General features: G+C 31.8%; 24 protein-coding genes. 9 read left to right on the top strand and 15 right to left on the bottom strand.

Annotation, left to right across the window (positions count from 1 at the left end):
- Positions 1–28 precede the first annotated feature (28 nt).
- Together VOI25_RS10640 and VOI25_RS10645 are read left to right on the top strand one after the other, a co-directional pair.
- Complete coding sequence (locus tag VOI25_RS10640) at positions 29–1,915, top strand: DUF3857 domain-containing protein (protein ID WP_323789054.1); 1,887 nt, start codon at positions 29–31, stop codon at positions 1,913–1,915.
- On the top strand, positions 1,915–3,849 hold the full coding sequence (locus VOI25_RS10645) for a DUF3857 domain-containing protein (protein ID WP_323789055.1): 1,935 nt from the start codon (positions 1,915–1,917) through the stop codon (positions 3,847–3,849). The genes VOI25_RS10640 and VOI25_RS10645 overlap by 1 nt, the downstream gene beginning before the upstream one ends.
- 50 nt (positions 3,850–3,899) lie before the next feature.
- On the opposite strand, the gene VOI25_RS10650 is transcribed toward VOI25_RS10645, so the two are convergent.
- From VOI25_RS10650 to VOI25_RS10660, 3 genes are read right to left on the bottom strand one after another with little or no spacing between them, the layout of a single operon-like run.
- Entirely contained in the window at positions 3,900–5,066 is a 1,167-nt protein-coding gene (locus tag VOI25_RS10650) for a CPBP family intramembrane glutamic endopeptidase (protein WP_323789056.1), read from the bottom strand.
- Between the two features lie 9 nt (positions 5,067–5,075).
- Entirely contained in the window at positions 5,076–6,119 is a 1,044-nt protein-coding gene (locus tag VOI25_RS10655; protein ID WP_323789057.1) for an o-succinylbenzoate synthase, read from the bottom strand.
- Positions 6,120–6,146: 27 nt separating this feature from the next.
- Entirely contained in the window at positions 6,147–6,836 is a 690-nt protein-coding gene (locus tag VOI25_RS10660; protein WP_323789058.1) for a DUF2490 domain-containing protein, read from the bottom strand.
- Between the two features lie 69 nt (positions 6,837–6,905).
- Here VOI25_RS10660 and VOI25_RS10665 point away from each other — a divergent pair, with 69 nt between their 5' ends.
- On the top strand, positions 6,906–7,799 hold the full coding sequence (locus VOI25_RS10665) for a sterol desaturase family protein (RefSeq protein ID WP_323789059.1): 894 nt from the start codon (positions 6,906–6,908) through the stop codon (positions 7,797–7,799).
- 5 nt (positions 7,800–7,804) lie between these two features.
- Here VOI25_RS10665 and VOI25_RS10670 read toward each other — a convergent pair whose 3' ends face one another.
- The 3 genes from VOI25_RS10670 to VOI25_RS10680 form a co-directional block, all read right to left on the bottom strand.
- Positions 7,805–8,482 (bottom strand): metal-dependent hydrolase, encoded by a 678-nt coding sequence (locus tag VOI25_RS10670; protein ID WP_323789060.1) that lies wholly within the window; start codon positions 8,480–8,482, stop codon positions 7,805–7,807.
- Between the two features lie 194 nt (positions 8,483–8,676).
- Positions 8,677–9,582, bottom strand: coding sequence for a 1,4-dihydroxy-2-naphthoate octaprenyltransferase (gene menA / locus VOI25_RS10675; RefSeq protein WP_323789061.1), 906 nt, complete (start codon positions 9,580–9,582; stop codon positions 8,677–8,679).
- Positions 9,583–9,597: 15 nt separating this feature from the next.
- Positions 9,598–10,437 carry a 1,4-dihydroxy-2-naphthoyl-CoA synthase gene (locus VOI25_RS10680; RefSeq protein WP_323789062.1) on the bottom strand — a complete coding sequence of 280 codons (840 nt, stop codon included), beginning with the start codon at positions 10,435–10,437 and terminating at the stop codon, positions 9,598–9,600.
- Positions 10,438–10,643: 206 nt separating this feature from the next.
- On the opposite strand from VOI25_RS10680, the gene VOI25_RS10685 reads away from it, so the two are divergent.
- Complete coding sequence (locus tag VOI25_RS10685; protein WP_323789063.1) at positions 10,644–11,072, top strand: hypothetical protein; 429 nt, start codon at positions 10,644–10,646, stop codon at positions 11,070–11,072.
- Here the strand turns inward: VOI25_RS10685 and VOI25_RS10690 are convergent.
- The 3 genes from VOI25_RS10690 to menD form a co-directional block, all read right to left on the bottom strand.
- On the bottom strand, positions 11,064–11,894 hold the full coding sequence (locus tag VOI25_RS10690) for a S1 RNA-binding domain-containing protein (protein WP_323789064.1): 831 nt from the start codon (positions 11,892–11,894) through the stop codon (positions 11,064–11,066). The two genes, VOI25_RS10685 and VOI25_RS10690, sit on opposite strands and share 9 nt — an antisense overlap.
- Positions 11,895–11,988: 94 nt before the next feature.
- The gene (locus tag VOI25_RS10695; protein ID WP_323789065.1) at positions 11,989–12,327 is read right to left on the bottom strand and encodes a DUF2853 family protein; all 339 of its coding nucleotides are present in this window, start codon (positions 12,325–12,327) and stop codon (positions 11,989–11,991) included.
- 84 nt (positions 12,328–12,411) lie between these two features.
- Positions 12,412–14,175, bottom strand: a complete 1,764-nt coding sequence (menD, locus tag VOI25_RS10700; RefSeq protein WP_323789066.1) for a 2-succinyl-5-enolpyruvyl-6-hydroxy-3-cyclohexene-1-carboxylic-acid synthase — start codon at positions 14,173–14,175, stop codon at positions 12,412–12,414.
- 138 nt (positions 14,176–14,313) lie between these two features.
- Here menD and VOI25_RS10705 point away from each other — a divergent pair, with 138 nt between their 5' ends.
- Positions 14,314–14,886 (top strand): hypothetical protein, encoded by a 573-nt coding sequence (locus tag VOI25_RS10705; protein ID WP_323789067.1) that lies wholly within the window; start codon positions 14,314–14,316, stop codon positions 14,884–14,886.
- Here the strand turns inward: VOI25_RS10705 and VOI25_RS10710 are convergent.
- Both VOI25_RS10710 and VOI25_RS10715 read right to left on the bottom strand, forming a co-directional pair.
- Positions 14,883–15,995 carry a chorismate-binding protein gene (locus tag VOI25_RS10710; protein ID WP_323789068.1) on the bottom strand — a complete coding sequence of 371 codons (1,113 nt, stop codon included), beginning with the start codon at positions 15,993–15,995 and terminating at the stop codon, positions 14,883–14,885. The genes VOI25_RS10705 and VOI25_RS10710 overlap by 4 nt on opposite strands.
- A 3-nt stretch (positions 15,996–15,998) precedes the next feature.
- On the bottom strand, positions 15,999–16,424 hold the full coding sequence (locus VOI25_RS10715) for a PaaI family thioesterase (RefSeq protein ID WP_323789069.1): 426 nt from the start codon (positions 16,422–16,424) through the stop codon (positions 15,999–16,001).
- Between the two features lie 39 nt (positions 16,425–16,463).
- Between VOI25_RS10715 and VOI25_RS10720 the strand changes: the two genes are divergently transcribed.
- Both VOI25_RS10720 and VOI25_RS10725 read left to right on the top strand, forming a co-directional pair.
- Entirely contained in the window at positions 16,464–17,099 is a 636-nt protein-coding gene (locus tag VOI25_RS10720; RefSeq protein WP_323789070.1) for an esterase, read from the top strand.
- A gap of 4 nt (positions 17,100–17,103) precedes the next feature.
- Positions 17,104–17,676: a GNAT family protein gene (locus VOI25_RS10725; protein WP_323789071.1), complete on the top strand. Its 573-nt coding sequence runs from the start codon at positions 17,104–17,106 to the stop codon at positions 17,674–17,676.
- On the opposite strand, the gene VOI25_RS10730 is transcribed toward VOI25_RS10725, so the two are convergent.
- The 3 genes from VOI25_RS10730 to VOI25_RS10740 all read right to left on the bottom strand — a co-directional run bounded on the left by VOI25_RS10730 (position 17,673) and on the right by VOI25_RS10740 (position 20,605).
- Positions 17,673–17,993: a YtxH domain-containing protein gene (locus tag VOI25_RS10730; protein ID WP_323789072.1), complete on the bottom strand. Its 321-nt coding sequence runs from the start codon at positions 17,991–17,993 to the stop codon at positions 17,673–17,675. The genes VOI25_RS10725 and VOI25_RS10730 overlap by 4 nt on opposite strands.
- Before the next feature lie 97 nt (positions 17,994–18,090).
- On the bottom strand, positions 18,091–19,578 hold the full coding sequence (locus VOI25_RS10735) for a serine hydrolase (protein WP_323789073.1): 1,488 nt from the start codon (positions 19,576–19,578) through the stop codon (positions 18,091–18,093).
- Positions 19,579–19,654: 76 nt separating this feature from the next.
- Positions 19,655–20,605 (bottom strand): nitronate monooxygenase, encoded by a 951-nt coding sequence (locus tag VOI25_RS10740; protein ID WP_323789074.1) that lies wholly within the window; start codon positions 20,603–20,605, stop codon positions 19,655–19,657.
- A gap of 147 nt (positions 20,606–20,752) precedes the next feature.
- On the opposite strand from VOI25_RS10740, the gene VOI25_RS10745 reads away from it, so the two are divergent.
- Both VOI25_RS10745 and VOI25_RS10750 read left to right on the top strand, forming a co-directional pair.
- On the top strand, positions 20,753–22,675 hold the full coding sequence (locus VOI25_RS10745) for a transglutaminase-like domain-containing protein (protein WP_323789075.1): 1,923 nt from the start codon (positions 20,753–20,755) through the stop codon (positions 22,673–22,675).
- 3 nt (positions 22,676–22,678) lie between these two features.
- Entirely contained in the window at positions 22,679–24,856 is a 2,178-nt protein-coding gene (locus tag VOI25_RS10750; protein WP_323789076.1) for a DUF3857 domain-containing protein, read from the top strand.
- 3 nt (positions 24,857–24,859) lie between these two features.
- On the opposite strand, the gene VOI25_RS10755 is transcribed toward VOI25_RS10750, so the two are convergent.
- Positions 24,860–25,477 (bottom strand): DUF2306 domain-containing protein, encoded by a 618-nt coding sequence (locus tag VOI25_RS10755; protein WP_323789077.1) that lies wholly within the window; start codon positions 25,475–25,477, stop codon positions 24,860–24,862.
- Position 25,478: the final 1 nt, after the last annotated feature.

A 25,478-nucleotide genomic window follows, 5' to 3' on the forward strand; every position in this document is an offset into this window, starting at 1 on the left:
GTCTATATTTGAATTAAAACCCCTAACAATGCCTAAATATTTTTTCTTTTTCTTGCTTGTACCTTGTTTATGTTGGTCACAAGATTTTTCAGATGAAGATTATATCTATCTCAAACGACACGAACATATTAAAATAAGTCTGAATGACGACAAATTTAATATTGTTCAAAATATTTCAGAGCAAGGAAAATTCTTAAGCTCAAAAAATTTATTTTATGCCAATGTAACCATTCCATATAATAATAATTTTATGCAATTTAGGAATATTGATGCCTACACATATATTCCGGAAACAGATAAAAAAATTAAGGTTGATTATATTGAAACACAACAACAATTTGACAATATGGTGTTTTATAGTGATGATGAGTATAAAAGCTTCATATTTCCTGCTGTAAAAAAAGGTGCTGAAACACATGTAAATTATGAGCGATTAATTGTAGAACCTCATTTTCTTGGCGATTTTCAATTTGCTAGTTATGTGCCAACGAAAAGCGCCAAACTTTCTGTAGAATTTCCCAAAACTGTAGAATTGGGCTACACGCAATTCAATACTGAATCAATAAATGTAGAATTTATTAAAGAAGAAACAGATTCAAGCTACATCTATACTTGGAGTGCCAATAATACTGAAGGATTTGAAGGAGAAGATGATAGCGAAGCTATTACATATTATTTGCCTCATATTATTTTTTATATAAAAAATTATCAATATAAAAATGAAAAAATTGGTGTTTCAGGAACTTTAGAAAATTTATACAAATGGTATTTTAGTTTGACAGAAAAAATTGATGAAAGTGATTTAAATAAAGTTCATCAAATTGCAGATGAAGTTACCAAAGGTTTAACCTCAAAAGCAGAAAAAGCAAAAGCTATTTTTGATTGGGTTCAAGACAATATCAATTATATTGCCTTTGGTGATGGTTATGGTGGATTTATTCCAGCTAGTGCAGCTTCAACATGTAAAACTCGTTATGGCGACTGTAAGGCCATGTCAAACTTACTCTATGAAATGCTTAATCATGTTGACATAGAAGCTTACAGAACTTGGATTGGTTCAAGAAACAAGCCATACTCCTACTTTGAGTTGCCTTCTGTCTATGTGGATGATCATGTCATTACAACCACAATTATTGAAAATGATACAATCTTTCTTGATGCAACTAGTAGTTATGTTCCTTTTGGAATGCCAAGTTCTTTTATACAAAACAAAGAAGCTCTTATAGGCATTGATAAAGATAATTTTAAAATCGTTAAAGTTCCTGCACAAAAATCAAGTCAAAGTATAACCAATGTTATTTCAAATATGACTTTAGAAAATGAAACTGTAAAAGTTTCAGAAAAACGTTCATTGAAAGGCTATGATAAAGTTGAATTCGTTTCAGATTACATCTATAAAAAAGACAGTAAAACTGAAGAAGAATATCTTAATACAACGCTTGCACTTGGAAATAATAAAACAAAATACACCAACATTTCTAAAATAAATTTTGATAACAAAAGTTTGCCACTAATTTTAGAATACAATTTAGACATTGACAGCTATACAAGAAATATTGGTGATAAAATTTATATCAATTTGAATATTGATCGCTCACTATCTGGTAGTGATTTAGACATTAAAGATCGTAAGTATAGTAAAAAAATAGATTATCAATTTGAAAAACAGTTTACGACTAATTTCGAAGTTCCTGAAGGTTATAAAGCGAGTTATATTCCTGATGAATTATCTTTTGACAACCCAAATTACGGTTTTAACATTAGTTATGAATTGAAAGACAATATCATCACCCAAACCAAGTTTATTTATGTTAAAACCTTAAGTATCAAAAAAGACGATTTCATACACTGGAATAGTTTTATAAAAAGCTTACAAAAAGCCTACAAAAAAAGTATAATATTAGAACACATATAATGATTAAGAAAATTGCACTTATAGCCTTATTAATTACAAGTACTTCAAGTTTTGCTCAACATTACAAGACTTATGATTGGGAGAAAAAGCCAAAACTACACGAATTAACCGATGACGAAAAAAAGGCATCGTCTGTAGCTATTTTAAAGAAGGTTATTGTTGAGTATGACGTTGAAGAAAATTCACCTGAACCTAGAGTTTATGAAACGAAACATACCATTATTCGAGTTAATGATGATTTAGGAATTGCACAGCATAATACCGTTTACATACCAATGTATGATGTAAAACAGCTTATTGATGTTAAAGCTAGAACCATTAGTCCTTCTGGAAAAGTAGTTTTACTTAATGAAGACAACATTAAGGATGTTAGTAATGTTGAAGAATATGGGGATTTTAAAATATTCGCCATTGAAGGTGCTGAATCTAATTCTGAAATAGAAGTCCTATACACTGTTGAAAGAGAATTCGAAATTTATGGTTCTGAAACTATTCAATCGAATTACAAAATAAAAGAAGCTCAGTTCTTATTTATAACTGGCAAACTGCAATCTAATGTAAAAGCTTACAGAACACTTGAAACTTTCGAACCCCATAGAATTAATGGCGATAAAGCTAAGCTTTTAACTATTAAAGATATTCCTGCAATGGTAGATGAAGAATATGCAACACCAAAGGCAAATAATATTGCAGTTGTATATCAGTGCTTTCTTAAAGGACAAAGTATTACTCAAAACAATTTTTGGAGAAACGTTTCAAATAATATTGGGCGACAATTTTTCCCGGAGACTGTGGTCAGTAAAGCTAAAGAAGATGTTAATACAATTGTAGCAGGAATAACTGATCTTAACAATTTTAAGAAGGCTGCTCTTGTTGATATTTTTATCAAATCTAATTACACGATTGTAAAGAATAATAATCAGGAACTTTCCGACTTAAATTATATCCTTACAAATCGCTCATCTAGTGATTACGGAATTCTAAAAGTCTATGCACAATATTTAACAGCACTTGATGTTGAATTCGAAATTGTAATTACTTCCAATCGTTTTTTGAATAAATTTGATCCTGAATTCTTTGTGCCAGGAATGCTTAGAGATTTCTTAATCTATATTCCTTCTGAGAGAAAATATATAGCACCAGATCGCTTTGAAGCAAGAATTGGTGAAGCGCCTTTTAATATTTTAGGTAATTATGGTTTGTTTATCTCTTCAGATTTCAAGCATTACTTTTCAAAAATCATACAAGAAGATCCAGATTATAGCCGAATTAGAAGGGATATGAACATTTCATTTAAAAACAACTTTGAAAGTGTCACCATTGAACAAGATCAAGAGTATTATGGGCATTGGTCTGAAACAAGTAGAGCTGTTTTAAACCTTTCTACAGAACAAGGTATTACAGAGTACAAAGATTATTTAACGGGTTCAGGGATAGAAGATAAAGAGATTTTGAGCTATGAGACCTTCAACACAGATATGAATCAATTAGAATATAATGTGCCTTTTAAAGTTAAAACAACGATTTCTTCTGAAGTATTATTGGAAGATGTTGGTGATAGTTACATTTTTCAAATAGGATTGGTAATTGGTACGCAAAGCGAGTTATACCAAGAAACCGAACGTATCAATCCAATTGAAATGATTTATCCAAACCGCTATAATTATGAAATTATAGTTACTATTCCTGAAGGTCATACTGTAGAAGGTTTAGAATCTTTAATGATTGATAAGAGATATGTTGCTGTTAATGGAAAGGAAACTGCGAAATTTGAGTCCAATTATAAATTAGAAAAAAACAAAATTATAATAACAATTGAAGAATTCTATAAAACACATGAGTTTAATCTTAACAAGTATGAAGAATTCAGACAGGTTATTAATGCCGCATCAGATTTTAATAAAGCTGCTATTTTATTTAAAGCAGTAGAATAATAACCTTTTAGTAAACCATAAAAAAAGCGACTATAAAGTCGCTTTTTTTATTATACAATAATCTTATAATCATCTTTTGGTGGCTCATCTATGCGTCCAAATATTTTATCTTTCCAATTCGTCCATTTATAGACTTTGGAGAATATAAATAGTAGTATAGGATAGATGATAAAGACTGGTACAATCATATCAATCATAGCTAGTTCAGGCTCTGACGTGTCTTTCAAAATTGAATGTGTTTGGAACACCGTCCAATCTGTTGTTACTAGTAAAGCTGTAAATAAATTGTTTGCAGCATGGAAGCCTAAAGCCAGTTCTAATCCGTCATCCATAATTGTCATTATTCCCCAAAATAATCCAGTACCTATGTAATAAATCATGATAGTGTATCCCAATTTTCCAACTTCAGGATTTGCCATATGAAGTCCACCAAAAATAATAGACGTAATTAAAATTGGTGTCCAATTTCTTTTACAAACATTCCTTAAGCTTTCATTAGTTTTAGAAGTAAAAAAATCAAACTTTTTTAGGGCTTGAAAAACTATTATCCCGAATATTATAGCTCCAGAACCTAGTGCCAGATTGGTTAAAAGATTAATGTCAGTAAGAATATTTGCGACTACAAACAATGGAATAAATAGCATGGAATATATAAATGCAAATGGAAAGTACTTATCCTTTGTTGCTGTTCCAAAGCCTTGCATTAAATAGCCTCTAAAAAGGTACTCTTCTAAACTTGTTTGAAAAGGAATCAGTGCTATGGCAATTACTGCTAGTATAGCGAAACGTTGCCATTCAAAATTGAATTCATAATTTTCTGGTGCTAAATAAAAATAATCCAGTAATACCAAACCTGAAGATAGAATGCCCCAAAATATGAATGCAAACCAAATTCGTCTCCAATCTAATTTAGGTCGAGCTGTAGCTATAGATGTCATGGTTTGCTTATGGATATATTTTACTACAAAATAAAGTCCTACAAATGCCGCTAAAAATGAAATTAACATTAGGAATAGAAATAAATTTGAATCTAACATTGTATACATAGATTCCTCAGTAATACTTTCTAATCCTTGACCTCCATCTTGAATGCCTTTCCAAATAATAGCTACTAAAAGAGGCATTTGCCCAATTAAAGCGGCTATAAGAACAACTACAGATCCAATTAAATATCTCCAAAAATCATGTTCTACTTTAAATGCTTGTTTTATAAACATAGTCTCAAATTATATATTAAGATTGGTGATATTCCAATCTTGGTTATTATCGTGCCGCAATGTACCATTTTTTACTAATAACGGACTTTCAATATTGTTTGTGAACAAACTCCCTGTTCCTAGGCCTTGTGGTAACTTACTATTAAGGGTAAACGTCCATTGCGCAATAGCATTTAAGCCAACGTTACTTTCTAATGCACTTGTAATCCACCATCCAATATCGTTATCTTCAGCAATATCAATCCATTGTTGGCTTCCTTGCCATCCACCTATTAAACTTGGTTTTAAAATGATGTAATGCGGCTTAATCATTTGTAGTACTTCGGTTTGTTTTGTTACAGAAAACACGCCTATTAGTTCTTCATCTAATGCAATTGGTAAAGGTGATTGTTTACAAAGCGTTGCCATGGCTTCAAACTGTCCTTGTTTAATTGGTTGTTCTATGGAATGTAAATCGTAATCAGATAAGCGTTTAAGCTTTTCTAACGCGTGTTTAGGAGCAAATGCACCATTGGCATCAACGCGTAATTCAATATCATTAGCTGAAAATTCTTGTCTAATAGATTTAAGAAGTGCCAATTCGGTTTCAAAATCTATAGCACCAATTTTCATTTTGATACAAGTGAAACCAGCTTTTAATTTATCTTTTATTTGGTCTTTCATAAAGGCTTCACTTCCCATCCATATCAAACCATTAATAGGTATTGACGCTTTACCAGTTGTGAAGTCTGAAGGAAATAATTCGAATGAAGATTGAGATGCAATAGATTTAAAGGCTTGTTCTAAGCCAAACTGAATACTTGGAAATTCAATTAATTTGTCAAGCAATTTAGCTAAACCTAGATGAATATGATTGCAAGCCCATTGCAATGTTTCCTCATAATCAGGGCGATCATCAACACTCAAGCCTCTGAATAAGCCACATTCACCAATACCAGTTTTGTTATTATCAGTGATAATGATGAACCAGGTTTCCTTGGTTTTCAAAATCCCTCGAGACGTACCACTGGCATTTTTAAAATTAAGGATGTATCGATGAAAAGTTGCAGTCATTATAGGGCAAAAATAAAGGTTCTAAAATTAGAATTTGTGATGAAAACTTAATTGCAGTTGTGCTTTTCCAATTGCATTTGTTTTTTGATTCATCCAACCCAATTGAAAACGCATACCTGGCTTCAAAACATAGCCTAAACCTAAATAGGTTCGATTACGATCAAAGAACTCTACTTCTCTTCCATCTCCAATATCTTTTTGTCCGTTAACAAACAACTCATTATACAAAGCTGCATAATATGTTCCTTTTTCTAACGCCGTATTATTAAACGGAACATTTAAAAATAAGTTATAACGATATCGAGTTCTAAAGTCTTGATTTTCAACAAATCGCTGCTCATACCTAAAGCGATGCGTAAAGTGCAATCTCTTTCCTAATTTCTGAGGAATTAAGACTTCTTGGTAAATTCTACTTTCAACAGATGTTGCATTTCCGTCACCAAATTCTCCAGAGGTTATATGACCATAACCAAGCGTTAACATTACATTTGAATTTTTAGGAGTATACGTTGCTCCTGCTCTAATTAGCAATTGTTCTAAATCGCCTCCTAAATTCCAATTACGATACTGGATATCACCTTGAAAACCAAATTGACTCTCTTTAAATTGGTGGTTAAAGAAATACATATACCAAGCTCCTGTTTTACCAGATTCAACTTGAGAAAAGGCATTGCCTACAAAAAACATTGAACTTAATAGAAATAGTTTGAGTTTCATAACTTAAATTTTTATGCAAAAGTAAAGATTTTTAAGGATTTCGTACTTTAGCAAAAACCTTTGTCTTAAATGGAAGATCCTAATTTCCCAAATATCATATTATATGCCATTCCATTTTTCATATTCGCAATGCTCTTAGAGCTGTTTGTAACTATAAAGCAAGGGATCAAAACTTATGAGCCAAAAGATGCATTTTCCTCCATTGCTATGGGATTAGGGAATGTTTTTTTGGGTTTTTTCAGCAAAGCATTAGTACTACTATCCTTTTTTTATATCTATGAAAACTTTAGGCTATTCACGATTCCTATTACCTGGTGGTGTTTTATTTTAATAGTCTTTGCTGATGACTTTGCTTATTATTGGTTTCATCGTGTGTCTCATGAATGTCGCATATTTTGGGCTTCTCATGTGGTGCATCATTCTTCTCAACACTATAATCTTAGTACAGCGTTACGTCAGACTTGGTCTGGAGGATTTTACACCTTTATATTTTGGTTATGGCTACCGTTATTAGGCTTTCATCCTGCTTTAATTATGCTTCAAATGTCTATAAGTCTTTTGTATCAATTTTGGATTCATACAGAAACTATACACAAATTACCACGTTGGATTGAAGCTATTTTTAATACTCCATCACATCATCGTGTACACCATGGAAGTAACCCATTATATTTAGACAGAAACCATGCAGGTATTTTAATTATTTGGGATAAACTCTTCGGGACTTTTCAACCAGAATTAGACAATGAAAAAGTCGTATATGGATTGGTAAAGAATATTAACACTTATAACCCAATAAAGATTGCTTTTATTGAATGGATTCAAATGTTTAAGGATGCGTTTTCAGGTCAAAAATCGATAAAAAACAGAATGCTTTATTTAATCAAACCTCCAGGTTGGAAACACGATGGTACTGGAACCGTTAGTGATGACCTAAGAGCTGAATGGCTCAAGAAAAATTAAAAGCATTACAACTCAATACTTTCACCTATTTCTAGTAGCATTAAATCTTTATCCTTATCAAAGAATTTGCGTTTTGCAGCTTCATGATCAATTTCGATATAACCAAATGTATCAAAGTGATATCCTAGGACTTTATCACATTGTACAAAATCGCTAGCTAATATAGCATCGTCAATTCCCATGGTAAAATTATCTCCAATGGGTAAAATTGCTAAATCAAGTTTAGTACGCAAAGGAATCAATTTCATATCCATGGTTAAAGCTGTATCTCCTGCTATGTAAATATTCTTATGTTCGCCTTCAATAACAAAACCTCCTGGTTGTCCACCATAACTACCATCTGGAAACGATGATGTATGAATGGCATTTACATATTTCACAACTCCAAATTCAAAATCCCATTGACCACCATGGTTCATGGGATGGTTTTCTATTCCTAGTTTATCGTAATGTGTAGCGATTTCAAAATTAGACACAACAACAGCTCCTGTTAGCTTAGCAATGGCTTCAACATCTAAAATATGATCTTGATGTGCATGCGTTACTAAAATGTAATCGGCTTTAAGATTTTCGATATTAATTGTTGAAGCTTTGGGGTTTCCAGATATAAAAGGGTCAACAAGAATATGAACATCGGCGATTTTAATACCCAAGCTTGCGTGACCGTAAAATGTAATTTGCATATGAAGAGAATTTGAATGGATAATTTAAGCATTGTAAAATACGAAAAAACTCAGACAGATTAAAGATAATGTGTCTGAGTTTTAAAGCCCCAAATTTTATTGTTAACATAATAGCAAACAATGTTAACCTACAAAATTTCTGTATTAAATATAAGGATTAATTATTTGAAAACCAAACAATTGTGTTAAAAAAATTATAAAATATAACCTACTCCCAAAAGAACAGAAAATAAGAAAGTAGTTAAGGCTAACACTTTTAATTGAGAATCAAAATCATTAGGTGCCTTAGCTTTATTAATTTTAATCATATGAATACATAACGGTACATAAGCAATGAAAAAAAGTAAATTATAAAACGATGAAAAATAAAGCAATCCAAAAATAAATGAAACAACAATAGCAGAACCAATTAAAAACATATGGTATTGCTTCGCTTTTTTCTTTCCGAGTTTAACAGCAAAAGTTATCTTATTAGACACCTTATCTGAATCTAAATCTCGCATATTGTTTAGATTTAGTACACCTGTACTTAATAACCCAAGAGAGACTGCAGGTAAAAAAACATGATGGTCCAGTCCTTTGACAAACAACAAATAACTACCACCAACACTAACTAAACCGAAGAATATAAAAACAAATATATCTCCTAATCCTCTATAACCATAAGCAGATTCTCCTACAGTATAGCTAATTGCTGCATAAATGGATAAACCAGCCAGTAGGAAGAACAAGAGCGAAAGCAATAAGTGACTTACACCAAATGATGTATAAATAAGAGCAACAGCTAAACCAACAACTATTAAGATATTGTTTTTGATGCCATGCATCATTTCATGCTCACTTATCGCACCACTTTGAATTGCGCGTTCTGGACCAACTCTATTTTCATTATCTGTTCCTTTGACTCCGTCACCATAATCATTGGCAAGATTGGACAGTATTTGTAAACTGATGGTCAATAAAATAGCGATGATAAACACAAAAATATTAAATGCACCATTGTGTTCGGCAAGACAAGCTCCAATTATAATTCCAGAAACGGACAAGGGTAAGGTTCTTAAACGAAATGCGGAAATCCAAGGCTTAATTTTTTTAAACATACAATAGCGATCTATTTATGGAATCCATTTTTTGTCGAAATTAGGCTTACGTTTTTCTAAAAATGCATCACGACCTTCTTTTGCTTCATCTGTCATATATGCCAATCGCGTTGCTTCACCTGCAAAAACTTGTTGTCCGACCATTCCGTCATCGGTTAGATTCATTGCGAACTTAAGCATCTTAATCGATGTAGGTGATTTGGCTAATATGTCTTGAGCCCATTCGTAGGCAGTATCTTCTAAGTCATCATGAGGAATAACAGCATTTACCATTCCCATATCATAAGCATCTTGTGCTGAATAATTTCTTCCGAGGAAAAATATTTCACGCGCTCTCTTTTGTCCGACCATTTTTGCCAAATATGCTGAACCATAACCACCATCAAAACTAGTGACATCTGCATCAGTTTGCTTAAAAATAGCGTGTTCTTTACTCGCTAAAGTCAAATCACATACCACATGTAAACTATGACCACCACCAACGGCCCAACCAGGAACAACAGCAATGACTGCTTTTGGCATGAAACGGATTAAACGTTGCACTTCAAGAATATTTAAGCGATGGTAACCATCTTCTCCTACGTAACCTTGATGACCTCTAGCCTTTTGATCACCACCAGAACAAAAACTCCAAATACCATCTTTTGTTGAAGGACCTTCAGCAGATAACAATACAACTCCAATGTTTACATCTTCGTTAGCATCGTAAAACGCATCATAAAGTTCGCTAGTTGTTTTTGGTCTAAAAGCATTCCTAATATCTGGGCGATTAAATGCTATTCTAGCAACACCATTGCATTTTTTATAGGTTATATCTTCATAGGTTTTAACTGTAACCCATTTTGCTTTATCCATACTTAAATCTGTTTAGCACAAAAATAATGCTTTTATCTATAATATGTAAGTACTAAAACATCCAAAACTGTAAATGAAAACGTACAATAGATTCATGACTATTTTTATGTGACTAATTAAAAAAAGTCGTGTCTAAAGCTATGGCATCATTTATGATTACACTTAAAATGCAATTTAATTAGTTAAACAAATTCAAAATTAGGGATATGACAATTGTAGATTCAAACGTTACTTCACAAATTATTAAACAAGAACAATCTGATGCAGGAATGCTTCATTTTTTCAACCATATTGCAGTGGTTGAATTTAACGAAGGCTTACATTTAGATTTAAATTCAGGCAGAAAAACTATTAATGATTTAATGAATTTCTTCGGAAACACAAAACCATTTGGATTAATAGCAAACCGAGTGAATTCCTACTCTATTTCATTGTTAGAAACTCCCGAAGTAAAATCAATCTTTCCAAATATGGTAGCATATGGCATTGTTAGTCATAATGAAGCTGGACGAATGAATGCAATTATTGAAAGTAGCTTTTGTTCTTCAGACAATATCAGTTATGACAATTTATACGAAGCTTTAGATACTGTTAATAAACGAGTACAAGATAAAATCATGATGTCTCTAAACTAATCGAATTCCATCAGAATCGATAGTAATCAATCGTTGTTTATAAAGGGTACCAATTGCTTTTTTGAAGCTCTTTTTACTCATTTCAAGTTCGTCTTTAATCTGATCTGGATTAGATTTATCAGTTAAAGGTAAAAACCCTTCGCTATCTTCTAGTGTGTGAAGAATTTTTTCAGCATTAGGCTCTATATTACGATATCCTATTTGACCTAAAGTAATGTCTAATTTATTATCTGGACGTACTTTTTTCACAATACCTTTAAGTTGATCGCCTACACTTAATTCTTTATAAATATCATCTTTGAAAATTAATCCTTGATGAAGTTTATTAACTATCACATTCATACCTAGTTCTGAAGGATGGGATACAATAAGATCTACCTCGTCAAATTGTTGAACTGTTAAATCTTTATTATCTAAAAAGCTATTGGTTTTACTTGACGCTACTAACCTACCCGATTCTTTATCTAAATAGCAGAATATTAAATACCAACCACCAGCTTTCATTTTAAAGGCTTGCTCTCTAAAAGGACAAAACAATTCCTTAACCATTCCCCAATCTAAAAAGGCACCATGATCTGTGACTTGATTACAACGTAATACTGCAAAATTATCGACAGTTACAAAAGGTTCATCAGTTACTGCAACTGGTCTTTCTTCATTATCCAAATACACAAAAACATCTATTGGTTCCCAAATTTTAAATTCCTCAGGGACATATCTATTTGGCAATAGTACCTCATTTCCATCAGCATCGGCAAGGTATAATCCTTGTTCACTTTCACGAATGATATCTAGCGTATTATATTCTCCAATTTTTATCATGCGGCAAAGATACAGATATTACATAATAGAAATAAAAAAAGCGTTACAATTCTAATAGAACCACAACACTTTTTACACTTATAAAAGTTAGTTTTTAATAAACTGACTCCTTCTTAAAATGTTTAGTCAGTAAATAATAAACTACTGCTCTGTATTTGTTACGGTTTGACTTTCCGTAAGTTTCCATTACTGCATCAATACCCTTGTCTAAATCTGCATTATCTTTTAATCCTAATTTTTTGATTAAAAAATTGTTTTTTACAGTTGCTAATTCCGAATCATCAGATCCTGAAACTGTTGCAGAATCGGCATTATAGATTGATGGTCCACATCCAATAGTTACTTTTGTCAATAAATCCATATCTGGATTTATACCACATTTATCTTTTAAGTCTGCGGCATACTTTACAATTAAATCGTCTCTTTTACTCATTTTAATTAATTTTTGTGTTTTAAAAGCTATATAAAGATAGTCATTTTTAAGACACATAAATTATGGATAAGTCACAAATATTAATTATTTAATAAATTTGAAATATTCTAAAAGAATACTATCATTTTCTGTTCGTGGCGTAAAAATCTCAAGTAATTTTGGTGTTTTAGATGTCGTGAAAAACGATTTTAGGGATTCGGATAGTTCGGTTTCATCAGATGCTTTGATATATTCAAATTTATACATTTTGCACAAATGTTGAGCCGACAAATGGTGCGTAGTTTCAAAAAAATTATCAAAATTATCTGTATTCTTATGACCTGGTAAAATTCTAAAAATACCACCTCCTTGATTGTTAATGACAATAATTCTGAAGCTAGTTGGAATATAATTATTCCATAAAGCATTGCTATCATAAAAGAAACTCAAATCTCCTGTAATACATGTTGTTTTTTTATTGGGTTTAGCCACAGCACATCCTATTGCTGTTGAAGTGCTACCATCGATACCACTAGTTCCTCTGTTACAAAATACCTCTAAAGATGGATTCAAATTAAATAATTGAGCATATCGCACAGCAGAACTATTTCCAAGTTGAAGTATCGTTTTATTCGGAAGGGCTTTTAGAATTTGACTAAACACTTTAAAATCTGAAAACGGAATCTCTTTTATATATTCTAAATGTTTTTTACTTCGATGCTTTTTTGTGGATAACCATATATCAAAATAATTGCTCTTAGTCACGTGAGTAACTTTTGATAAAAACTCAGAGAAAAATTGATTTGGAGATGCTTCAATGTGCTTAGTTATGCAGAAAAAAGTATCATAGGCTTTCTTCTTATCAATATGCCAATGTTGTTTAGGCTTGTGTTTACGCAAAAACGCTTTTATCTTCTTAGACACAATCATGCCACCAAATGTGACTAAAATATCTGGTTGTAGAGTTATTAACTCGGCTTCAGATAGAGGTGCAATCAATTTATCTATACTTGGAAAAAAGTTTGGATGATGCAAATTAGAAGTGGTTTCAGTAAACACGATGACACTGCTATCATCAGCTAATTCGTCTAAAAGTTGCTGTTCAATTGCGTTTGGTTCTAGAACACCAACCAAAATCATTTTTCGTTTTGCAACATACCATTCATCAATGCAATCTTCTAATTCTGCTTCATCAATTTTAATTGGTTTTATGTCCAACGATTCTGACTTAGGATTCACTGACAATGCTTCAGTAAGTTCATAAAGTGGTTCATCTAAAGGAATATTTATATGAACAGGTCCTTTTTTTACCTTGGCTAAATTTAAAGCCATGTTTATTTCAGCTTCATTAAAAGATTGAATGCCTTGTTGCAAACCTAATATGCGTTCTAATTTATTTTCTAAACTTTTAAAAATTGGCAATTCCTCATTATGAGGAACATTGATTTCATCTTTAATATCTAGTTTTAAATTCGCTGAATACACAATATGATTTTCAAATACATTTTTCTGATTAATGGTTTGCCCATCACCAATATTAATCAAATGTTTTGGTCGATCTGCCGACAAAATTGCTATAGGAATATCACTATAAAACGCTTCGGAAATTGCAGGATAATAATTTAACAACGCACTACCAGACGTGCAAATTACAGCCACAGTTTCTTTAATTTGTTGTGCAATTCCTAAGGCAAAAAAAGCGGCACAACGCTCATCTACAATACTATAACAGGTGAAATAATTATCACTAGTAAAACCTATTGTAAGAGGCGCATTTCTGCTTCCTGGAGAAATAACAATATGCTTGATCTGTTTAAGTTTGCATAACTGAATTACAGTTTGTGCCAATGGGATTTTAGGGTGTTTCATGAAGAATCAACTATATCTTATTCAAAAATAGCCAATATTGTCATATAGAAAACTAAAAAAATAAATAATGTTATTTTAATCAGAATTTATTTACATAAAATAATTAGTTTTACTTTTTTATTTTAAAAAGTAAAGCATATGAAACGTCAGTATATTGTATTCAGTTTAATTGTCTCATCATTATTTTTCACTTGTTCAAGTGATGATGGTAACGGTAATGGTGATCAGCAAGATCCAGCTGTTGGTGGTTGTGACACTACAATACCATTTTTGCAAACTGGTAGAGTAATGACTTATGCCGTTAATGGTAATAGTGCTGGTGCTGTATTGGAATTTGGAAATTGTGATGCAAATGGTTACTATATTGATAGATCATTTGGTGGACTTATGGGTACTGATCTTTACCGACAAAATGGTGATTTTTTAGAAATTGATTCTAATAATGATGGCGATTATTTTTCTGTAACCTATAAGCAAAATGCTGCTTTAGGTGATACTTGGACATATACACAACCAAGTGGAGATATTGTAACTCGTGAAGTTATATCTGTTGATTCTACAATTACTGTTCCTGCTGGAACTTTTACATGTAAAGTAATTTCATATCAAGATTCTGGAACTATAAATACGACCTATGTCTTTTGGGATGACCAAGTTGGGCAAATAAAAGAAGATGCAGGCTTTTTTGTAACAGAGTTAGAATCCTATTAAACTATATATGTTTTTATAGTTTCACTCTTAAAGACTGTTTCTTCCCATTCTTGTTCTGGATTAGAATCTTTAGTAATTCCTCCTCCAACATAAATTAGGGCTTGACTATTCTTGATTTGCATGCATCGCAGATTAACATACAAATGGCTCACTGTTTTGACAGAGTTATAGGCATTATTTTCAACATTACGTCTGTTCGTGTTTCTTGACGTGGTCTCTTTTAAATTGAGCTCACCCAAAAACCCTGTATAAAACTCACGATTATACAATTCGTTTTCAAGAATAAACGCCTTGGCTTCTTTTACTGGCAACCCACAAACTGCTGGAGTTGGATGTAATTGTTTCAAAATGGTGTGCAATTCGGTGTTAAGTATTCCACTAATATTAGACTGCAAATGCAATAGGTTTCCAGCTCGTACTGTTTTGGGTTCAGAAATTGTAAAACTGTCTACTGAAGATTTTAATCTGTCCTTAATATAATCTGAAACAAATTGTTGTTCTTCTCGCTCCTTAGTTCGCCAAGTGACCTCAATTGAATTTTTATACGATTGCGTACCTGCCAAAGCCATTGTTTTAAAACGATTTCCTGAAACACTAATTAATGTTTCTGGTGTTGCTCCATGCCAAAGTCCAACTTTAGGATGAAACCAACAATACACAAATGCATTTGGATAATTATGAAGCAATTGTTTAAAAACCGAAATGAATTGGTTTTCAGCAAAGGGAATTGCTTCACATCTTGAAAGCACAACCTTTTGTAAATGTCCAGTTTCAATGGATTTAATTCCTTTTTTAACCAGATTTATATGAACTTCTTTTTCGTTTTGATTGCTATCAATGTTATGCTGTGGTAAATCATTAAAGGGTAAAGTACCTAATTCGCATGTTACAGATTTAGAACTATCTAAAGGAATTAAAATGGTTTGTTTGGAATCATCAAAAGGAGAAAACACAAATCCACTTTCATTAAAAACACGTGTCGAATATAAATCTTCAGTACTTTGTAACAACGCTTTAGCAATAGTATCCTTGGGCTTTCTGTAGGCTACAAAAGGTAAGTTTGTGAGGAACTGATTTTCAATATGTTTAAAGAAATCGTCTGATTGCATCCTTTATTTTTTTTTAGGAAGCGTAATCGTAGTTAGCTTACAAACAGATATTAATCTATCATTATCATCTGTGATTCGAATATCTTGTAACTGGGTTGTTCTACCTTTGTGCAAAAATGTAGCTTTTGCATATACAAATCCATCAGTAACACTTTTTAAATGATTAGCATTAATTTCAATTCCGCGAACAAAAAACTGGTCTGTATCAATAAAAATATGAGACGCAAAACTACCTACACTTTCAGCTAAAGCAACTGTTGCTCCTCCATGCAAGACTCCATCTGGCTGATGCACTTTTGGTGTAACTGGCATTCTTGCAACTAAGAAATCTACACCATAATCTATAATTTCAATAGAAAGGGTTTCCATTAGAGTGTTTTTGCTTGCCAAATTGGCTTGTGCCATTATTTCGTCTTTAGATAATTGCATAGAAAACTGTATTTTTAAAGTCGATAGCAAAAATACAAAATGAAATCTACCGAAACTGAAATTTCTTATTCCATTAACAACAGTTATTCAACTTTGAACACACTAACTAAAAACACGAAAAATGTTTGGTTTGTATGTCATGGCATGGGCTATTTAAGTCGATATTTTATTCAATATTTCAAAGAACTCAATCCTCAAGAAAACTATATTATTGCACCTCAAGCACAAAGCAAATATTATCAAGCTCCAAAGTTTAAACATGTTGGAGCAAGCTGGTTAACTAAAGAGAATACCTTAGTCGAAACCGAAAATGTGATGACCTATTTTGATGCCATATTTGAAAAGGAATCTATTCCTGAAGATAAAAATTTGATGGTTTTTGGATACTCACAAGGTGTTAGCGTAGCCATGCGATATCTTGCTAAGCGGAAATTACAGTGTACTCATCTCATATTGCATTCTGGAGGAATTCCAAAAGAATTAACACCTAAAGAATTTGAACATACTAACCCTAAGGTGACCTTAATTTATGGCACTCAAGATGAGTTTTTAAATGACGAACGTATTGCCTATGAAATAGAAAGAGCAGAAACGCTATTTGGTAATAATTTAAGCGTTCTTCCGTTTAAAGGTAAACATGTTGTTAACGTTGAGCTCATCAATAGCCTAGTATAAAATTATGATCATACCAACCTTAGAAAATGAACGCGTAAAACTATCGCCATTAACATTGGATAATTATTTTCAACTGACAATAATTGCCCAAGAAAATGATTTAATTTATTATTCGCCAAGTGATATTTCTTCTCCTGAAAAACTACGAAATTATGTAGAAGTTGCTCTGGAAGGAGTTCAGAACCAAACCGTCATGCCTTTTATTATATATGATAAACAACAACAGGATTATGCTGGAAGCACAAGATTTGGATTAATTAATTGGCACCATAAAACCTTACATATTGGATGGACTTGGATTGGTCATGATTATCAAGGTAGCGGATTAAACAAACACATGAAATTTTTGATGCTTCATTATGCTTTTGAAACACTTGAGTTTGAAAAAATAGAATTTAGAATAGATGATCGCAATCAAAAATCTAAAAAGGCTGTTGAAAAATTAGGGGTAACTTTTGAAGGTCTTTTGCGAAAAGACACCGTTATGAACAACGGTTTCAGACGCAGTACCTGCTGTTATGGTATCTTAAAAGAAGAATGGCCATTTATTAAATCCACAGTTTTTAAAGAATTTTAACCTGCCTTCTGTAGCGTTTTATTTTTTTCTTTTAATATGGTTAATTGTTTTTCTATAAACGTGATTGCTTTTTCAGTTTTATAACTTGTCTTAGAAGCCATGTTTTTTAGCTCGACCTTTAGTTTGTCTGTGCCAGATTTAGCTGCTTTAGAGACATCTTCTTTAACTTCTACAAAATCTTTAGCTATTTGATCTTTTATATCCTTGCCTTCTTTTTTTAAAGTATCTCTTGTAGTACTGCCTTTTTCTGGTGCTAACAACACTCCAGCTGCTGCTCCTATTAATACTCCTAATACTATTGCTCCTTTATGAATCATAATGTTTTTCTTTTAATTAGACTTGTTTGATTTATACGTCGTAAAACTTTTTCATTTGTTACAAATGCACTAATAATCAATCACATATATACAACAACTACTCTTGAGATGTGATGTTATTAAGTTCTTGAATCATATTTTCTGCATTACCATTTGCAGGATTAAGCTCAAGTGCTTTTTTATAGTGCTCTAATGACAAATCATATTGTTCATTTATAAAGTAAGCTTCACCAAGACTGTCATAAGGGTTTCCTTCGTTTGGAAATTCAGATACTAATAACTTAAATACTTTAATTGCATTTTCAGTTTGATCGTCTCCTAGGAGTTCATATCCAATTTTATTAAGCATTGTTGAATCTTCAAAATCAAACTCATTACTTTTCTCCAATTTTGAATTTTTATAAAACTCTATGCCTTTGTCAGTGTTTTCAATAATTTCATTTCGAATATGGAAATACACATTCTTTTTAGGATATCGTTCAATGTCGTTTATAATACTATTGGCTATTCGATTAATTAGAACTCCAGAAGTATCACCGTTTGAGTTGAAAAAGACAGTAAAGCCTGCATTGAGTTCTGGTAAAATTACGAGCCAATTTGTACTTCCATTTGTTCCTCCATTATGCATAAATTCACCATCATCATTAATTTGCCAGAAATAGCCATACATATCATCGTCTTCATCTTTAAATAAAGGTTTCTGCATTTTTGTAATGACTGGACTATCACTTTCAAGCAGATACTTAATGTATTTAATTACATCTGGAATTGTAGATTTTAAGCCAGCTCCTGCTCCAGACATAGGAATCGCAATTTGCTCAGCAAATCGACCTTCATCTGTATAAGTATTTATTAAATGATTGGTTTCTAATTCATTCAAACTCATTTTAGTTTGATTCATATTAGCTTTAGACAAAACTAGCTCTGTAAGCAATTCAGAATACGATTTATCATATACTTTTTCAAGAATCATGGCTAAAATTTCAGGACCAATAACAGGTGAATAATCATATCTCGTGCCAGGAATTGTATCTAATTCATAAGAAATTAAATCTTTCAGTAAAGCCTTTCTATCATAATTTTGAATAGTGACCTTCTCTTCTTCTGTTGCGTCCAAATCAAATAGTTTATTTAACGGTTTAGAAAAATCTCTTCTAATTCCGCTAGAATGCGTTAATAGATCTCTTATTTGAATTGGTCGATTTTCATATACTAGATTAGGATATGAATCCTCTAAGTAATTTCTAATATCATCTTCAGGTTTTAGTTTACCATCTAAAACGGCTTGAGCTGTAATAATTCCTGTAAATGATTTAGTTACTGAAGCTAATTCAAAAAATGAACTGTCATTTGGTAAGTTATTTCTGCCCTTATCAATTTCACCAAAATAACCTGTATATGTTTTTCCGTCTTTGTAAACTCCTATAGATATAGAATTAATTTCTTGGTTTTCAAGAATCAAATTGGCATTATTAATCATTAAATACTCAATGGGATTCAACACATTATTCTCAACTTCTTTATGTTCTTGATTGCAACTAAAAATGAGTAATACGGCTAAAAATAAGCTTAAAGATGTTTTCATATCTATCTAGTTGATGGTTATGTTAAAGATAGTTGGTGGTGAAGAATGTTACAGTTTAAAGGAAAATTAATCTTGATTAATTCACCAATTTCGCAACAATTTCTTTTACTGGTAAAATGGCTTTGGTATGTTCTATACTAGGTCCAGCGACCCAAACGGTTTTGTAAGTCGCTTTTGTAGCTGCTTTTTCTGTAGCTTTCATCCCTATTGAAAACCGCACCATTTTGACCCATTTTTTAAGTTTTTTGTTTTTATTCAACAGGTTTTCAATCCAAGTAGCTTTAGTTCCTATTTTTTGAACATAAGGTGTATTAATTACTGTACAAGGTGTTCCCGAAATACGTTCAGTCATTATAATATCTTTAGCGCCATAATCGACACAAGCTTGTTTATAATCATCGGTAACTCCTGCTTCAATCGAAGCGATAAACGGACTTCCAACGGAGACACCTTCGGCTCCATAACTCAACATCTTATCAATATCTGCTTTACATCCAACACCTCCTGCAGATATAACCGGAATACGTAATTCCTTACTCAATAAACTAGTAAGTTCTTCAGGAGTGAGATTTCCTCTATGTCCACCAGCTTCGTTATTTACAGCAATTGCAGCATCTGCACCCAATTGTTCAACCTTTTTAGCAAATTTTAAGTCGGTTACATCACAAAACACTTTTATTCCTACAGCACTAGCTTGTCTTATGGTTTCTTCTGGACTTCCTAAAGAGGTAATAATAAAGTCGCAACCTTCTTCACACAACACTTCTAATTGACCTTTGTATTTTATATTGGATTTATTAACGATCAAATTAAACCCAAAAGAACCACCTTCAACTTTAGCCGCTTTTAATGCCTTAATAGCAGCTCTTAATTCGTCAAGTGTTCTATAATTTAGTGCTGGAATACAACCTGCAATACCTGCATTCATTGCTTCTGTAACCATTTCTACATTAGAAACCAAAAACATAGGTGCCTGAATTATTGGATATTTAATTTTTAAAAGCTCCGTGAGTTTTGTAGATGTCATGCTTGTGATTTTTTGTAAAGATATAAAAAATACTATGCATGCATAATTTTTTATTTCTGATAAAAGATTGTAGTTCTTCGCAAAAAAGAGCGGTTTTAATTTTGCTTTATATCTTGAAATTATATCTTGCATTCTTAATATTAACTTATGATTAAATATACTTTAAGTGCTATTTTATGTTTAGCACTGACTTTTTCCTCATTTTCTCAAAAAAGAATTGAACCTGAAACTCAAGATATCACTTTAGCAAATGCGTTAAAAGAGCAATATCCAGATGACAATGTAGCACTGGTTTCGAGTAAAGATGATGTTACTTTTGGAATGAATAAACGCGACGGAAAAGTTACGGTAATGCATCATGTTAGTGAGAATATGATCAATATTGATTCTAGAGCGGATATTCAAATCTATAATTTTTACGATGGCGAATCGACCATTGAGGAATTTCAAATTCGATTTAAAAACAAAAAAGTAGCTAACTTTTATGTTAAAGATGAAGCTTATACTAGCGATGATTTATTTCATAATGATAGTCGAGTTAAATACGCAACTGTAGATTTTCCTTTAAAAGGCTATCGCTATCTAACCTCTATTAAAAAAGAATATAAAGACATTAAATATTTTACAAAACTCTATTTTAATGGTGAATATCCAACAGTAAAGAAAACCATACGCATTGAAATTCCAAATTGGTTAGACATCGAACTTAAAGAAATGAATTTTGAAGGTTACGACATTGAAAAATCTGTAAGACCAAATCAAAAGGCTAACGGAAAAATTCATACCTATACTTTAAAATATGCTCCAGCAATGTATAAAGACAATGCTTCACCTGGACCTACTTACATATATCCACATGTGCTTATTTTGCCAAAATCGTATACATTAAATGGAAACACTGTAAATATTTTCAAAGAAACACAAGATTTATATAATTGGTACAAATCTTTAGTTAACAGTTTAGAAAACGACGTAAGTCCAATAAAAGATAAAGTGGTAGAGCTCACTGAAAATGCAACTTCAGATGAAGAAAAAATAAAAAACATCTACTATTGGGTTCAAGATAATATTCGTTATATAGCCTTTGAAGATGGAATTGCTGGTTTTAAACCTGATGAAGCCTCAAATGTATTTACAAAACGTTATGGCGATTGTAAAGGAATGGCGAATCTTACCAAGCAAATGTTGATTGAAGCAGGATTTGATGCTCGTCTCACATGGATAGGCACCAAACGTATTGCTTATGATTACTCTACTCCTAACCTTTCTGTAGATAACCATATGATATGTACACTTTTTAAAGATGGAAAAACTATTTTCTTAGATGGTACAGAAAAGTTTAATGCTTTTGGAGAATATGCAGATCGTATTCAAGGGAAACAAGTTTTAATTGAAAACGGAGAGGATTATATTTTAGAATACGTGCCAAGTTCTGAAGCCGAATTTAATAAAGAGCAATTCGCCTATAGTTTAAAGCTTTCTGAAGATAATATAACTGGAACTGTTGATAAAATCTTTAATGGCGAAAGTAGATCAGGATTACTTTACTATTTCAATAGTTTGAAAAATGACAAAAAAGATGAGTTTTTAGAGTACTATCTCAACAAAGGAAATAGTAATATAAAAGTTTCTAATATCGAAACTTCCGATTTACAAAATCGAGATAGCAATATTAATATTGCCTATGATGTTGACGTTAAGAATGCTGTTTCTGCTTTTGACAATCAAGTGTATATTGATCTAGATTTCGATAAAGAATTATCTAACTTTATGATGGAAGAACGTAAAACGGATTACATTTTCAGTTTCAAAAAAGACCTAGAATCTACAACACGTTTAGAAATCCCTCAAGGCTATAATATTACCCATTTACCAGAAAATATTTCGGTATCAAGTGATAATTATAATATGAGTGTGAATTTTACAAAAGAAAACAATGTTATTATTTACAAAAAGCAATTCCGCATAAACAATGCAAAAATTGAGACCATAGATTTTGAAGAATGGAATGGTTTCATCAACAAACTTGACGCTTTATACAACGAACAAATTATACTTACTAAAGATTAATATATGACTTCTAAATATTTACTACTATTCATTCTAGCCATAACTGCAAGTTCTTTTTCTCAAACTAAAGAAGAATTAGAAGCCAAAGATTTTTTTTGGGGAGCAAATGATGCATATAAAAACGCTAATGATATTCCTACTGAATGGGAAAATGAATCGGCTGTTATCATTTATAAGAATGAAAATTATGATTTCCACAAGTTTGGTAAAAATGTAACGTACACGACATCTATAAGAAAGCGAATTAAATTATTAGATAAAGCTGCTGTTGAAGAATTTTCAGAATTCGCATTTACCAAGCGTTTTAGATCCTCTAAAGGTCGCTTTTCTTGGCGAAAAAAAGGTGACACCTTTGTTGGTGTGAAAATCGTAAAACCAGACGGAAGCGTAACAGAAATAGATGTAGAAAACGATGCTATAGAAGTTGATGGTGAAACAAAATTAGCCATTTCTAACCTTGAAGTTGGCGATATTATTGACTACTATTCATATAAAAATGAACCATTTAAAACAACGTATGCATTTGGTTTTAATCCTGTAGAAACAAGTTTAAATGAAGAATATCCTATTATGGATTTTAAGTTATTCTTTGAAACAGAGAATGATTTCTTTATCAATTTCAAATCCTTTAATGGCGCTCCTGATTTAAAGGAAATACCTACAGAAAAAAAGAACATGAGACGTTATGAACTTACTGAAACCAATATTCCGAAGCGAGAATATACACGTTGGTTTTATCCTTTAGTTGAATTACCATCTTATAAGTTTCAAGTCTATTTTGCGCGTTCTGGAAAATTTGAAAATCGCGCTTTAGCCTTTTTACCTGAGAAAGAAGACATCATTAAAACTAGTGTGTCGCAGGATGAAGTTTTAGATTTATACGACAATAGATTTAAGCCAGATGGTGATGTAGGTGATGTAAAATCATTTTTTAAGAGCAAAACTTTTAAAAATGATTCTGAAAAAGTGACAGCTGCATACTATTATATGAGACATTTTTACTTAACACGATATGTTGAAGCTTTTTACGCTAAAGAAGCTAGTATTTCAAGTTATCCTTTTATGGTTTACGGAAATAATGTGGTGTTTATTCAAAATCAAAAGCAATTTATTAGACACTTTACTGAATTCTTAAAGCGGCAAAAAATAGATTATAGTATCGTTGTTGGCAAAAAACGTTATGACGGAAGTATTGATGAATTACTCATCGAACGTAATGTCAATGTCATGGTCAAAGTCAATACGTCGCAACCTTTATACGCAGAATTTTTTAGTCCGCACACCAACATCAACGAATTCTCTCCTCTTATGGAAGGTACAGATGTGCTTTTATTGTCTTCAGAAAAAACAAAAAGAATCATAGATAAGATTGACAGAGGAACGCTTCCAACATCAAGTTATGAAGATAATGAGACTAAAAAAGAAATGATATTGAATTTAAATGATGACTTTTCTGGATTATCTATTACAGCGGTTAATAGCTTTAAAGGACATCAAAAAAGTGAACAACAATACGACAGATTATCATTTAGTGATTATGTATTTGAAGATTATAAGCGCTATGGAACTGAATCTTGGATTGAGGTTACGAGAGGTAAGAAAAACAAAATTAAATTTCAAAAAGAAATGGATGCCTTAATTGAAAAACTAAAAACAAGTCAGAAAGAACGATTTGAAAATAGTGCCAAGGGGGAATATGGTATTGATGAAGTTGAAGATTACACCTATTTGATTAATGAAAACGGTAGATATTCTCTTGATAGCTATTTTACATTTACAGAAAGTTTTACTGCTAAAAATGCTTTAATTAAAAAAGCGGGTCCAAATTATATATTGGAGATTGGAAAACTAATTGGCGGACAAATAGACTTAGATGAAAAAGAGCGTCAGCGTACAGAAAATGTATACTTACCGCACCCAAGAGTTTTCAACTATAAGGTTACGTTTAATATTCCAGAAGGCTATTCTGTAGCTGGTTTAGATAATCTTATTAAAAATGTAGATAATTCTACTGGTGCATTTATTAGTACTGCAAAAATAGAAGACAGAACGTTAATTATTACAACATCTAAGCGTTACAAAAACTACTACGAACCCAATAGTAATTGGTCAAAAATGATTGCCTTTTTAGATGAAGCTAATCAATTCACAAATGAAAAGGTGCTTTTAAAGAAATTATAATAATTACCTAGTTCTTAAGTGTTCTTGGTGCTTTACCATATAGTATGCAACTATGATATTTGGGATCCAGCACAACCAAGCTACTATTCTATAGGCCGTTATAAAATCATTAAAAAAGCCAGTTAATATTGGCAGCCAAATTCTAAGCGTTACTGCTGCAAAACAAGCAGCAAAACTATAGGTCATAAATTTCTGGTGCTTACTGATACTTCGATTTTTAATTTCTAAAAATGCTCGAAGAGACGTATACAACCAAATGATTGCAAGGCAAGAAAAACCTAATGTAGATGCCATTCCTCCTGTTGCAAAATATGCAATATATAAACCTGAAAATCCGCTAAAGAATACAGAAATCAAATACACTTTACCTAAATTTCGATGTAGATTGATATTCTTTTTCCTTAAACTTTTATTAAACTGGGTCCACCCAATTAAAAGCGCAAGTCCTCCAAGTGAAATGTGTGTATAAAAGGCAATATTCCAAATGCCATTATTTAATAACAAATTACTTTTAGAATTTAGAATCCCAAATTTAGTGTCCATTATAAAATACAAGGCAGGATAAAAGCCAATTGCTATACAGAAAGCTACAAAAATTATATAACCGAGTTTTTTTGTCATG

This window comes from Psychroserpens sp. (assembly GCF_034670085.1).
Lineage (GTDB): Bacteria > Bacteroidota > Bacteroidia > Flavobacteriales > Flavobacteriaceae > Psychroserpens.